The organism is uncultured Blautia sp. (assembly GCF_902497045.1).
In the GTDB taxonomy this organism is placed as follows: Bacteria; Bacillota; Clostridia; order Lachnospirales; family Lachnospiraceae; genus Blautia_A.
Window position 1 is genome coordinate 1 of the sequence record NZ_CABVDF010000070.1, and the last position, 12,071, is coordinate 12,071.

The window sequence follows — 12,071 nt, forward strand, 5'->3', positions numbered from 1 at the left end:
GGAAATACTATATTAGCAGAATAAAGTTATCTCCAATGTACCAAAAAGCGTCAGGATTTAAGAAAGGTGGTTTTTATATGGCAAAAAAAGGAATGAAAATAGGACTTGCGCTGGCTGCAGGCGCTGGTGCCGCAGCCATTCTGGCAAAACAGGCTTCCAAAGAGACTGTTTCCAGTAACTCCATGGCAGCAGCAGACAAAGATTACCGAAACACAGAACGTGGAAAATATGAAAAAAACAGTAAAGGCATTTACTACAGCAACGGAAACTACGAAGCCTTTGCCCGTCCGGAAAAACCCGAGGGTGTAGAAGAAAAAAATGCATATATCGTAGGCGGCGGACTGGCCTCTCTTGCCGCTGCATGCTTCCTGGTTCGCGACGGACAGATGCCCGGCGAAAACATCCATATCCTGGAAGCTATGGACGTTGCCGGCGGTGCCTGTGACGGAATTTTTGATCCCACTCGTGGATATGTAATGAGAGGCGGCCGTGAAATGGAAAATCACTTTGAATGCCTGTGGGATCTTTTCCGAAGTATTCCATCTCTTGAGACGCCCGGCGCATCTGTACTTGATGAATATTACTGGCTGAACAAACATGATCCCAACTACTCTCTGTGTCGTGCAACAGTAAACCGGGGGCATGACGCACATACAGACGGCCGATTCAATTTAAGCCAAAAAGGATGCATGGAGATCATGAAGCTCTTTTTAACAAAAGATGAAGATCTCTATGACAAAAAAATAGAAGACGTTTTTGATGACGAAGTATTCAACTCCACTTTCTGGCTTTATTGGAGAACCATGTTTGCCTTCGAAAACTGGCACAGTGCTCTTGAGATGAAGCTGTATTTCCAGCGTTTTATCCATCATATCGCAGGTCTTCCGGATTTCAGCGCTTTGAAATTCACCAAATACAATCAGTATGAATCCCTGATCCTGCCAATGCAGAAATATCTGGAAAACGCAGGTGTTGATTTCCAGTTTAACACAGAAGTAACAAATGTTCTTTTTGACTTCAAAGACGGTAAAAAAATCGCTTCTGCTATTGAATATAAAGTAAAAGGGGTAGAAAAAGGACTGGTACTTACAGAAAATGATCTTGTTTTCGTCACAAACGGAAGCTGCACCGAAGGAACCATTTACGGAGATCAGAACCACGCACCTAACGGAGATGCCGAGGTCCGTACCAGCGGCTGCTGGAGCCTGTGGAAAAATATTGCCAAACAGGATCCGTCTTTTGGTCATCCGGAAAAATTCTGTTCCGATATCAGCAAGACCAACTGGGAGTCTGCCACCATCACTACTTTGGATGAAAAAATCCTTCCATATATAACCGATATCTGCAAACGCGATCCCAGAAGCGGCAATGTAGTTACCGGAGGTATCGTAAGCTGTATGGATTCAAAATGGCTGCTCAGCTGGACCATCAACCGCCAGGGTCAGTTCAAGGAACAGGATAAAAACAAAGTTTGTGTCTGGGTCTATGGTCTTTTTACAGATGTTCCAGGAAATTATATCAAGAAGCCTATGAGAGAATGCACAGGTAAAGAAATCACCGAAGAATGGCTTTATCACCTGGGTGTTCCTACAGAAAAAATCTCTGAGCTGGCTGAAAACAGCGCTGTCTGTGTACCTACCATGATGCCTTACATCACCGCATTTTTCATGCCGCGTGCAAAAGGAGACCGCCCGGATGTTATTCCAGACGGCTGTGTGAATTTTGCATTCCTTGGTCAGTTTGCGGATACTCCAAGAGATACCGTATTTACTACTGAATATTCTGTAAGAACTGCAATGGAAGCTGTATATGGACTTCTCGGTGTAGACAGAGGTGTTCCCGAAGTATGGGGAAGTGTCTATGACGTTCGTGAACTTTTAAGCAGTTCAGTAAAACTTATGGACGGGAAATCTCCTCTGGAGATAGAACTTCCAGGACCATTAAACATGCTGAAAAAACCCGTTCTGCATTTTGTAAAAGGAACTGTTATTGAAAAAGTATTAAGAGATTACGGCGTATTAAAAGATAACATGTAAAAAAGAAGACTGCGCTCTGCGGGTTTGATACCCAAAGATACGCAGTCTTTTTTAATCATCCGGATATTCCACGCCCTCAGGCAGCGGATCCCATTCGTTTAATCCCAGGCTTTGTTTAAACTTTGCCTGTTCCAAAGTCAACGGCTCAAGATCATCCTGGAGATATTCCAGCAATTCACCAATTCCCTCTCTGGTAGCATTATCCACCAGAAAAATTCTTTCACAGCCAGTTTCCTCCAGCCATTGCTTCACCATAGGGATATTGGCATATGGTGAATGGATTTTCGTAATAATACCGATCATCGGACGCAGGATAAAATTCCTGCCGCTTGGCCCAAACAGCGTAAAAGGTTCATCAGCAGCCTGCACGATCCCTACTACATCCGCTTCAAAAGAAAAGCATGCCAATCCCACACTGAAGCGTTTAGATTCCGCATACTCTCCCGGAGAGTCGATCGTATCATCTTCCGTATTGGTATATTGTGTTTTGTGATAATGAAGCTCCTCTCCTTTCAGAGCCTGTGTCAGAGAGGTTTTTCCAGCTTCACTTCTTCCCATCAAAAATAATTTTTTCATTTTTACTCATATCCTGTATTTAACTTTTATGAACCTTGCAGGTTTGAAATCCAAGAACTTCATCAAAAAATCGGACCACTTCCTCCACTGCCGTCTGCACCTGTGAAAGTCCTCCGGTAAGAATCAGGGTTCCACAGAAACGATCCATAAAACCTATCTGCACATCCGCTGCTTTTACCGCCACATCTGCTGCAACTACAACAGCCTCCCAGGGGGTAAAGCGGATAAATCCAATAGACTCTCCTCTGTGATCTTCTCCATCATGAACCCCTATATGCAGTCCCAGATTCTCGTAAATACAGGCATCCGAAGGACTGATCACATGAGCCAGGCACACCTCTTTACCCGGTACACGCACTCTGGTCATTCGGAGTTTTTTCCCTTTGAGATCCTCATAATTATCATGGAACAGCTTTTCCAGCAGTTCTTCCTTTGTTATTCGAGTCATAAGCCCCGCTTCCTATCTCTTTGTGATGTCACAGACTACATATCCCAGAGTATCACGGAAATAGTCCACAACCTCTGTCATAGCTGACATAACATCTGAAATCTCTCCTGTAATGATCAGCGTACCTGTAAAACGGTCTGCAAATCCAAGATAAACATTTCCGCTTTTTACTGCAATATCAGATGCGATCACCGCAGATTCCGGAGGGGTCATATTCATGATCCCGATAGCAGAGGAACGATAGTCCACCTGGGGATTCAATCCCAGCTTCTGATATATGATCGGAGCCGGGCCGCCCATCACATGCGCAAAAGTAATTTCCTTTCCGGCCACAGTCTCCTGTACAATTCTGATCTGTTCTCCATGATCGTTTGCCATTTGTTGTTTCTCCTTTCAGAAAGCATTTGACATAGATTCTCTTAAAATCATACTATTATAAAAAACCACTGTCAAGTTGATTTCCTACATTGAAAGGTCAAAAAACTGCTGCCGGTTACAGGAAACAGTAACTGGCAGCAGTTTTTATGTCACATCTTATCTTTTCCGGATATTACAGCCCGGTCTTTTCTCTGATAAATGCCCTTGCCTTCAGTGCATATTCAAAAGGATTGGCTTTTACAGGATCCTGTTCTGCTTCAACGACCATATATCCTTCATATCCAACTTTTTCCAGAACTTCAAAGATAGGATCAAAATCAATACACCCATCTCCCGGGATTGTAAAGGCTCCCATTCTAACGCCTTCAAGGAAACTTAATCCATTATCTTTTACCTTCTGCACAACTTCTGGACGGATATCTTTCAAATGTACATGACGTATTCTGTCTGCATAGGTTTTTACCATCTCTAACGGATCAGCTCCACAGTAAGCAAAATGTCCTGTATCAAAAAGAAGGCTTACATATTCCGGATTTGTATTATCCATCATACGTTTTACTTCATCAGGATCCTGTACTACTGTACCCATATGGTGATGGAAAGTAAGAGAAATGCCATACTCTTCTTTCGCAATCTTTCCAAGGCGGTCCAGGCCACTGCACAGAAGCTCCCATTCTTTATCATCCATCACATATTTCTGTCCGAATACAGGTGTTTCCTGCTGTCCCTGAACGCTGTAGCTCTGCTCGGAAGCACCTATGATCTTTGCTCCCATAGCTTTAAGAAAGCCAAGCTGTGCCCGAAATTCTTTCTCTACCTCTTCAAAAGGCTTTGAAATAAGAAAAGAAGAAAACCACTGATTGCATATTTCAACTCCACGAAGCTGAAGAGCTTTTTTCAGGATTTCCGGATCTTTTGGATACTTATTTCCCACCTCAGAGCCTGTAAATCCTGCCAGAGCCATTTCGCTGACACACTGTTCAAACGTATTTTCTCCACCCAGATCAGGAAGATCATCGTTGGTCCAGGCAATTGGAGCAATACCAAGCTTTACTTTATTTTTATCAAACATCAACATCTCTCCCATCTGATCTTTACATGATCTCAGAAATCTTAACCGGTCTGTGCTCTTCGCTGGATTTCTTTGCAGCAAGACCCATAAGCACCGGTTTCAGTCCATCATATACATTCAACGGTGTTTCCTTATCATTTACAATAGCATCAATAAACGCACATACTTCTTTGCCGTAAGCATCCATATATCTTTCCAGGAAGAAAAACAGAGGCTTTTCTCCGGTAACGCCTTTTCCATTGCTGATCTGTACAGATGACTGACTGTCATTGGAAATCGCAGCCATACCCAGAGAACCAAACACTTCCGCTCTCTGATCATATCCATATGCGGCTCTTCTTGAATTATCGATCACCGCAATGGAGCCATCCTCCATCTTCAGTGTGATCACAGCCGTATCCACATCTCCTGTTTCACCAATAGCCGGATCTACCAAGTTCGCACTCTGTACATAAACTTCTTCTGCATCACAGCCAGCAAGGAAACGTACCATATCAAAATCATGAATGGTCATATCAAGGAACATACCGCCTGAAACCTTTACATAATCCAGTGAAGGCGGTTCCGGATCTCTGGATGTGATCTTAATGATCTCTGTTTTTCCAATTTTACCTTCTGCTACTGTTTTCTGAAGAGACTCAAAATTATGATCAAATCTTCTGTTAAATCCAACCTGGTATTTCAAGTCTGTTCCTTCCAGGGCATGTACCACTTCCATGATCTTATCCACATCATGATCGATAGGCTTCTCACAGAATACATGTTTTCCGGCACGGATCGCATCCAGAGAGATCGGTGAATGTGTATCTGTAGAAGAACAGATCAGAACCGCGGAAATCTCCGGATCCTCCAGGATCTCGTGATAATCCTTTGTTGTTTTTTCCACACCCATCTGCTTTGCCCACTGAGCAGTTTCCTCTGTAAGGAACGGATCTGCAACCGTTTTGATCACTGCATCGGGTACTCTTGTAGCAATACTTGTAATATGCACCTGGCCAATTCTTCCGGCGCCGATAACTCCAACTTTTATCATTATATAGCCTCCTTCTAGCTAACCTTTTATGCTGTTTACACTATACAGCTTTTACATACTGCAGTTTACATTTTTTATTCCTGACCTGCTGCTTTAAAACAAAGTGTGTACATATCTTCACTGTAATTTTTCAGGCTGATCCTTGTACCTGTAGCAGTTGTCTGATATTCTGCCTGAACTCTCTGATCAAGAGGAATGAGTTCACCAAACACATTTGGAATATCAACTGTATCCATACCTTTTTTCAGTCCATCCACAAACACATAAAGATCGGATCCTTTTGCAGTAAAATGCACTGCTGTGCCATTATCTAATACAATAGATTCTCTCCTGCTGCATCTGGTTTCATAAATTCCCTCTCCATTGGTCTCAAGCCATTTGCCAAGAACAAGGAGCCGTCTCTCCTGCTCTGCCGGAATCGTTCCGTCTGCCTTAGGCCCGATATTGATAAGAAGGTTTCCATTGTTCGCAACTGTTCCAACCAGAAGAGAGATCAATCCCTGTTCAGAAATAATCTGATCGTCACCTTCATTCTCATTATATCCAAATGACAGTCCCATACCACGGCACATTTCCCATTTTTCGCTGCGGTCAACCTTTCCCTGCTTATACTCTTTTGTCAGGAAATCATGGTAACGGTCATTAAATCTGTCATTTACCACGCCTTCTTCAACCTTGTTGTAATAATGCGCAAGGAAAAACGGCATCATTTCTTCACTCTGTTTCGGCCATCCGATATCATTCCATACCAGACTTGGTTCGTAGGTATCCACAAGCTCCATCATCTGCTTATAAGAATAATCTGCATATTCAAAAGTAGGGCTTGCCGTTCCAAAGAGATCGTCGTCTTCAAAAATCGGATCATTTGCATACTGCCAGTCGATCAGTCCGGAATAGTAAAGACCCATACGGATTCCTTCCGCCCGTACTGCATCCGTCAGCTCTCCTGTGATGTCTCTCTTCGGTCCCATTTTTACACAGTTAAAATCTGTATACTTACTTGGATATAAGCAGAAACCATCATGATGTTTCGTTGTCAGTACCACATACTGCGCTCCGGCTTTTTTAAACAACTCTGCCCATTTTGCCGGATCCCAGTTTTCTGCCTTCCACATCGGGATAAAATCTTCATATTTAAAGTCTTTACCATACTTTTCCATGTGATGCTCATAGGTAGGACCTTTTCCTATATTCAAAGAATTGTAATACCACTCTGCATAAGGATTATCTGCAAACCATTCCTTGGAATCCACCTCTCCCAGTTCCCATGTATGAGGTGCGTAAGCCGGAACTGAATAAATCCCCCAATGGATAAAAATACCAAATTTGCAGTCATCATACCACTTCGGCACCTGATGCGTATTCACAGATTCCCATTTTCCTGTATATCTTTTTGTACTCATGTTGTCCTCCTTTCCGCCCGCCTGTGCGGGAAACCTATATATGCTTTTATTCGATCGTAATCTTCAGAACTACCGGCATGTCCCCCGGTTCAATGATCCTTCCGCAGGAAATATCAAGCGCTTCATTACGGAAGAATCTCGGATGAAGATCAGTTCCCAAAAGTTCCACATCACAGATAGAAGATTTCAGAAGCTTCATATCATTTCCAAGTGATCTGATATGGATCTCTCCATCCTCCGGCCAGTGAAGCACAATGGCATAAATATGATTTCCCTTACTGGTAAAACGGATATCTTCTGATGTAAAGTTCTTTTCATAAGTATCGGTAAAATGCCCTTCAGGAACCACTGTCGGACCTTCTCCAAATACTTTCCAGTATTTTGTTCCGTAAATCGCCTCGCCATTGACTTTCATCCATCTGCCAATCTCACGAAGAATATTTGCATCCTCCTCTGGAATTGTTCCATCGGATTTCGGTCCTACATTCAAAAGCAGGGCTCCGTTCTTGCTGACTACATCTACCAGATCTAAAATAATATCTGACGTTTTTTTGTAATCATTTCCAATGGTATATCCCCAGGAATTTCTGGCAACAGAAGTATCATTCTGCCAGAGATCCGGTGTAATATGATCCAGCTGTCCTCTTTCCAGATCCTTCACTGCGCTTCCGTGTACATATGCATCAAATTTAGAATCAATGGCAACTTCTTCTCCCCACTGCACAGCACGGTTATAATAATAAGCCGCAAATTTACGGAGATATGGTTTCCATGCGTACTGCTGGATCCACCAGTCGAAAAAGATAAGTTTCGGATGATATTTATCTATCAGTTCGCAAGTATGTACAAGCCATTTTTCCATATGTTCCTGTGTAGGCGTATTATCATATATATTACTGTGATCCCTGGTCGGTCCTGCCGCTGCCCCGTAGAGTTCGGCATACTGAGGATCATTTACATCTGCTTCCGGAATTTCCCTTGCGCCATTAAAGAACCAGTAATTTTCTGCACGATGAGAGGATGCTCCCAAAACCATTCCACGATTTTCGATTTCCGCTTTCAGCTGTCCAAGTACATCTTTTTCCGGTCCCATTTCAGCAGCATTCCATGAACTAAGTTCACTGGCATACATCTTAAATCCATCATGATGCTCTGCCACCGGTACTACAAACTTTGCCCCTGCTTCCTGAAACAGCTCCGCCCATTGTACAGGATCAAATTTTTCTCCACGGAACATAGGGATAAAATCCTTGTATCCAAATTTATCCAGAGTACCATATGTCTCTACATGATGGAGATTCTCTCTGGATCCTTTCCGATACATATTTCGCGGATACCACTCATCTCCAAAAGCCGGAACACTGTACACACCCCAGTGGATAAAAATCCCAAACTTTCCTTTTTCATACCACACTGGCGTAGGATGCCCGCACAGGGAATCCCAGGTATCTGTATATGGCCCCTGCGCGATCACTTCATCAATCTTACGAAGATATTCCTCCGTACTCATACTGATCACCCCTTGATCGATTCGAAAATCGGCTCTTCTTCTTCAAGTTCCAGACATACACAGTAATTTTTCTTGTTGTGCAGTTCCTCCGGAAGCTCCACTTCGATCATACTGTCACCTTCACAGCTCTTCATAAAGCGATACTCCAGCTTTTGTCCGCTGCTTACCAGATATGCGCCTGTCAGTCTGTTTCCTACATTCATAAGTTCAATACGAATTCTTGGCGAAAGCACATGAACATAAAGTTTGTGTTCTCTTCCGGTAAATTCAATTCCCGGGATCTCATAAGCATAAACACCCAAAGGTCTTGTTCCGTAGATTGCCTCACCATTTTCTGTTACATATTTTCCTACCTCATTGAGGACTTCTACGCATTTCTCCGGAACAATTCCATCTGCCGTAGGACCTACATTAAGAAGGTAGTTTCCTCCACGACTTACAATTTTCAGAAGAAGGCTTAAAATATGATCTGCACTCTTCCAGTTTGTATCAAATTTATTGAATCCCCAGGTATCATTAACTGTTGCCGGAACCTCCCAGTCTCCTTCATACGGAAGTCTTGGAATATAGTTATCACCTGTTGTCATATAGTCTCCCATATGATTTCCGGTACGTCCGCTTAAAAGACAGTCTGGCTGAATGGATTTTACAAGATCGATCAGCTCCTGAGTCTGAGCAACTGTAATACCCATTGGAGTATCAAACCAGATCAGGCAGATATCTCCATAATTTTCCAGCAGTTCCTTTACCTGTGGTTTACATTTTTCATCAAAATATTTCTGGAAATCTCTCTGGGAATTATCTTTTCTGTGCATATATCCATTGGGATCATCCCAATCCTGTGCCTGTGAATAATAAAATCCCATTTTCACATCATATTTCTCACAGGCAAGCTGGAGTTCTTTCAGAATATCTCTTCCATAAGGGGTAGCCTTTACCACATTAAAATCACTCACTTTGGAATCATACATGGCAAATCCTTCGTGATGTTTTGCGGTAAGAACAATATACTTCATTCCCCACTGTTCTTTTGCACGCTTCACAAATGCATCTGCATCAAACCCTGTAGGATTAAACTGCTCTGCCAGCTTTTCATAATCCTCTACCGGAATATCAAAGTCGTTTTCGATCCACTCTGCGATCCTGTCAGTTTTCCGTCCCTTGTATTCACCTGCAAGAATACTGTAAAGTCCCCAGTGAATAAATAAACCGTATTTTGCATCTTTGAACCACTGCTGTTTTGTATCTTTCATAATGTAAAAACCTCCGTACCCATTCATTGTTTCTCTCTTTATTCTGCAATCATCCTTTAACTGCACCTGCAAGCATACCTGCCTCTACCTTCTCGTGAAGTACCAGATAAATGATAAGCATTGGAATCATGGACATGATAACAAACGCAAACTGTGGTCCATAATCCGTAGTAAAGTTTGCTGTAAAGTTCAGCATTGCTCTGGAAATCGTATATTTATTGCTGTCTGTGATCAGAATCAGGGAAAAGATCAGCTCGCTGTATCCATAAATAAATACCAGGATTGCCTCTGTAGCAATGATCGGCTTACAAATTGGAGTAAGGATAGTTGTAAGAAGCTTCAGATCGCCGCATCCGTCAATCTTTGCCGCTTCATCAAGACCTCTGTCCAGTCCCTGTATATATCCTGTAAACAAGAAGATTGCCTGAGACAGATTAAATGCCGTATAAATAAGGATCAGGAATGCATAACTGTTTTTTGTTCCTAATGCACTGGAAATTTTTGATACAGATACCAGTGTACAATGTACCGGAACCATAACACCTGCCATAAACAGGAAATATGCCGCTTTCAGATAACCAAAACTTTTTCTTGCGATCACATATGCAGCCGGCATAGCAATAATAACCGTTACAACCAGTGTAGCAATCGCTACAAAAAGAGAGTTTCCAATAGATTTCAATGCATTAGCAATACGGATCGCATCCGGATAGTTCTGGAAGTTCCACACCTTTGGTATAGAGAACATTCCCAGCAAAATCTCATCGTTTGTTTTAAGTGATGAAATCAAGGTAACGATCAGTGGAAAGAAAGTAACCACCGCCATAAAAATAGCAATAAAATACTGTCCAAAAGTTTTTAATTTTCTCAACGCTCTGTAATTTTTCATTCTGTTCTCCTTTCTTCAAGGATCCGCCATCCTGTCAGTTATCAATCTTTTTCTTTAAAAATAACATTATTCAACAGTACGGACAGTACAAGTCCCAGTACCAGAAGGATAATACTGATTGCTCCGCTTCGTCCCATAAGCTTGTACTGGAATCCCTGCGTATAAAGAAGAACTGCAGGAGTAGCACTGGAATCCATCGGTCCGCCGCCGGTCATTGCCCATACAATATCAAATGCCTTGAGACATCCGGTGATACAAATGACCGAGAATACCATGAACATGTTTTTACAGAGAGGAACGGTAATATGAATGATCTTTTTCAATCCGGTGCAGCCATCCAAAAGAGCCGCATCATGAATCTCATCCGGAATCGCCACAATACCCGCAGCAAAGATCAGCATGTTATATCCCGCGTACATCCACTCATTTACCAGAACAACACACCATATGTTTACCGTCGGCGTGGCCAACCAATTTATAATATACTCTTCAAGACCTATAGCTCTCAAAAACTGTGCCAGAACACCAAAATTTGCATTCAGCATAAAAGTCCACATAAGACCAACAGCTGTAGTTCCCAGCATAACCGGCATAAGGTATGCTGTCTTAAAGAATTTAATTCCTTTCAGCTTGGAAGTAACAAGAAGCGCCATTCCAAAAGCAATCGGCATCAGAATACAGAAACCACCGATCATAAAATAGAGAGCGTTCAGCATACTCTTCCAAAACTTTTCACTTGTAAGAACCTTAATATAGTTTTCAAGTCCTACCCAGGTAACCGGCGCACCGCCGATACCATTCCACTTGTTCAGAGACAGCCATGCTGTATTTATTACCGGATAAATAACAAACGCAACTGTCAGGATGATTCCCGGAAGAACAAAAAGCATGGACTTCAGGTAGGATTTTCTGTAGGTTTTTGACTTAAAGAACATAATCATACCTCCAATTTTAAAGAGCGGGCGTCACCGAACACTCCCGTTGGTGAGGCCCGCCCTGCATTATGTATTCAATGCATTACCTGCTTCGTATCTTAATTATTCATACTCTGCGATCAGATCAACGATGGTCTTTCCTACTTCATCAACCGAATTACCCATTGCAATTCCCTGAAGTGCCTGACGAACAGTATTGATCATATGAGTTGCAATATCATAGTTCTCGATATCGCCGCGTACATCTTCTGTTTCTGCGATGATAGCACTTGCTTCTTTGCTCAGGTAGTTTCCTGCCTCTGTTGTGATATTCACACAAAGAGGAGACGGATAACCTTCTGCAAAAGTATTTACTACATCTTCACTTGTCATATATTTCAGGAAAAGTACAGAAGCTGCAACTTCATCAGGATTACCTGTATCAACTACATAATAAGCCTCGTTTCCGCCGCCCATATCCTGAAGTGCAAACTCTTCATTTACTGTTATTGACCTCTTAAAATAGCGTAATAATGATTAGCTTGCGTGTCTCTGGATT

General features: G+C 42.4%; 12 protein-coding genes. 1 reads left to right on the plus strand and 11 read right to left on the minus strand.

Annotation, left to right across the window (positions count from 1 at the left end; genetic code table 11):
• Positions 1–77 precede the first annotated feature (77 nt).
• On the plus strand, positions 78–2,036 hold the full coding sequence (locus tag RDS42_RS06930; RefSeq protein ID WP_308782994.1) for an oleate hydratase: 1,959 nt from the start codon (positions 78–80) through the stop codon (positions 2,034–2,036).
• 51 nt (positions 2,037–2,087) lie between these two features.
• Here RDS42_RS06930 and RDS42_RS06935 read toward each other — a convergent pair whose 3' ends face one another.
• The 11 genes from RDS42_RS06935 to RDS42_RS06985 all read right to left on the minus strand — a co-directional run bounded on the left by RDS42_RS06935 (position 2,088) and on the right by RDS42_RS06985 (position 11,989).
• Entirely contained in the window at positions 2,088–2,612 is a 525-nt protein-coding gene (locus RDS42_RS06935; RefSeq protein ID WP_177296046.1) for a EutP/PduV family microcompartment system protein, read from the minus strand.
• A 19-nt stretch (positions 2,613–2,631) separates the two neighbouring features.
• Positions 2,632–3,060, minus strand: a complete 429-nt coding sequence (locus RDS42_RS06940; RefSeq protein WP_308782995.1) for a BMC domain-containing protein — start codon at positions 3,058–3,060, stop codon at positions 2,632–2,634.
• Between the two features lie 12 nt (positions 3,061–3,072).
• Positions 3,073–3,438 carry a BMC domain-containing protein gene (locus tag RDS42_RS06945; protein WP_308782996.1) on the minus strand — a complete coding sequence of 122 codons (366 nt, stop codon included), beginning with the start codon at positions 3,436–3,438 and terminating at the stop codon, positions 3,073–3,075.
• Between the two features lie 172 nt (positions 3,439–3,610).
• Positions 3,611–4,510 (minus strand): myo-inosose-2 dehydratase, encoded by a 900-nt coding sequence (iolE, locus tag RDS42_RS06950; protein WP_308782997.1) that lies wholly within the window; start codon positions 4,508–4,510, stop codon positions 3,611–3,613.
• A 22-nt stretch (positions 4,511–4,532) separates the two neighbouring features.
• Entirely contained in the window at positions 4,533–5,543 is a 1,011-nt protein-coding gene (iolG, locus tag RDS42_RS06955) for an inositol 2-dehydrogenase (RefSeq protein WP_308782998.1), read from the minus strand.
• A 74-nt stretch (positions 5,544–5,617) separates the two neighbouring features.
• Positions 5,618–6,946 (minus strand): alpha-L-fucosidase, encoded by a 1,329-nt coding sequence (locus RDS42_RS06960; RefSeq protein ID WP_308782999.1) that lies wholly within the window; start codon positions 6,944–6,946, stop codon positions 5,618–5,620.
• 46 nt (positions 6,947–6,992) lie between these two features.
• On the minus strand, positions 6,993–8,456 hold the full coding sequence (locus RDS42_RS06965) for an alpha-L-fucosidase (protein WP_308783000.1): 1,464 nt from the start codon (positions 8,454–8,456) through the stop codon (positions 6,993–6,995).
• 5 nt (positions 8,457–8,461) lie between these two features.
• On the minus strand, positions 8,462–9,709 hold the full coding sequence (locus tag RDS42_RS06970; protein ID WP_308783001.1) for an alpha-L-fucosidase: 1,248 nt from the start codon (positions 9,707–9,709) through the stop codon (positions 8,462–8,464).
• 49 nt (positions 9,710–9,758) lie between these two features.
• Positions 9,759–10,598 (minus strand): carbohydrate ABC transporter permease, encoded by an 840-nt coding sequence (locus RDS42_RS06975; protein WP_308783002.1) that lies wholly within the window; start codon positions 10,596–10,598, stop codon positions 9,759–9,761.
• A 41-nt stretch (positions 10,599–10,639) separates the two neighbouring features.
• On the minus strand, positions 10,640–11,533 hold the full coding sequence (locus RDS42_RS06980) for a sugar ABC transporter permease (RefSeq protein WP_308783003.1): 894 nt from the start codon (positions 11,531–11,533) through the stop codon (positions 10,640–10,642).
• A 102-nt stretch (positions 11,534–11,635) separates the two neighbouring features.
• Positions 11,636–11,989, minus strand: coding sequence for a hypothetical protein (locus RDS42_RS06985; protein WP_308783004.1), 354 nt, complete (start codon positions 11,987–11,989; stop codon positions 11,636–11,638).
• Positions 11,990–12,071: the final 82 nt, after the last annotated feature.

Excerpts from the sequence above, each read along its gene's own strand:
- RDS42_RS06945 (WP_308782996.1), bottom strand. The coding sequence starts at position 3,438 with ATGGCAAACGATCATGGAGAACAGATCAGAATTGTACAGGAGACTGTG.
- RDS42_RS06980 (WP_308783003.1), bottom strand. The coding sequence starts at position 11,533 with ATGTTCTTTAAGTCAAAAACCTACAGAAAATCCTACCTGAAGTCCATG.
- RDS42_RS06960 (WP_308782999.1), bottom strand. The coding sequence starts at position 6,946 with ATGAGTACAAAAAGATATACAGGAAAATGGGAATCTGTGAATACGCAT.
- RDS42_RS06965 (WP_308783000.1), bottom strand. The coding sequence starts at position 8,456 with ATGAGTACGGAGGAATATCTTCGTAAGATTGATGAAGTGATCGCGCAG.
- RDS42_RS06975 (WP_308783002.1), bottom strand. The coding sequence starts at position 10,598 with ATGAAAAATTACAGAGCGTTGAGAAAATTAAAAACTTTTGGACAGTAT.
- iolG (WP_308782998.1), bottom strand. The coding sequence starts at position 5,543 with ATGATAAAAGTTGGAGTTATCGGCGCCGGAAGAATTGGCCAGGTGCAT.
- RDS42_RS06940 (WP_308782995.1), bottom strand. The coding sequence starts at position 3,060 with ATGACTCGAATAACAAAGGAAGAACTGCTGGAAAAGCTGTTCCATGAT.
- RDS42_RS06970 (WP_308783001.1), bottom strand. The coding sequence starts at position 9,709 with ATGAAAGATACAAAACAGCAGTGGTTCAAAGATGCAAAATACGGTTTA.
- RDS42_RS06930 (WP_308782994.1), top strand. The coding sequence starts at position 78 with ATGGCAAAAAAAGGAATGAAAATAGGACTTGCGCTGGCTGCAGGCGCT.
- RDS42_RS06935 (WP_177296046.1), bottom strand. The coding sequence starts at position 2,612 with ATGAAAAAATTATTTTTGATGGGAAGAAGTGAAGCTGGAAAAACCTCT.
- iolE (WP_308782997.1), bottom strand. The coding sequence starts at position 4,510 with ATGTTTGATAAAAATAAAGTAAAGCTTGGTATTGCTCCAATTGCCTGG.
- RDS42_RS06985 (WP_308783004.1), bottom strand. The coding sequence starts at position 11,989 with ATGGGCGGCGGAAACGAGGCTTATTATGTAGTTGATACAGGTAATCCT.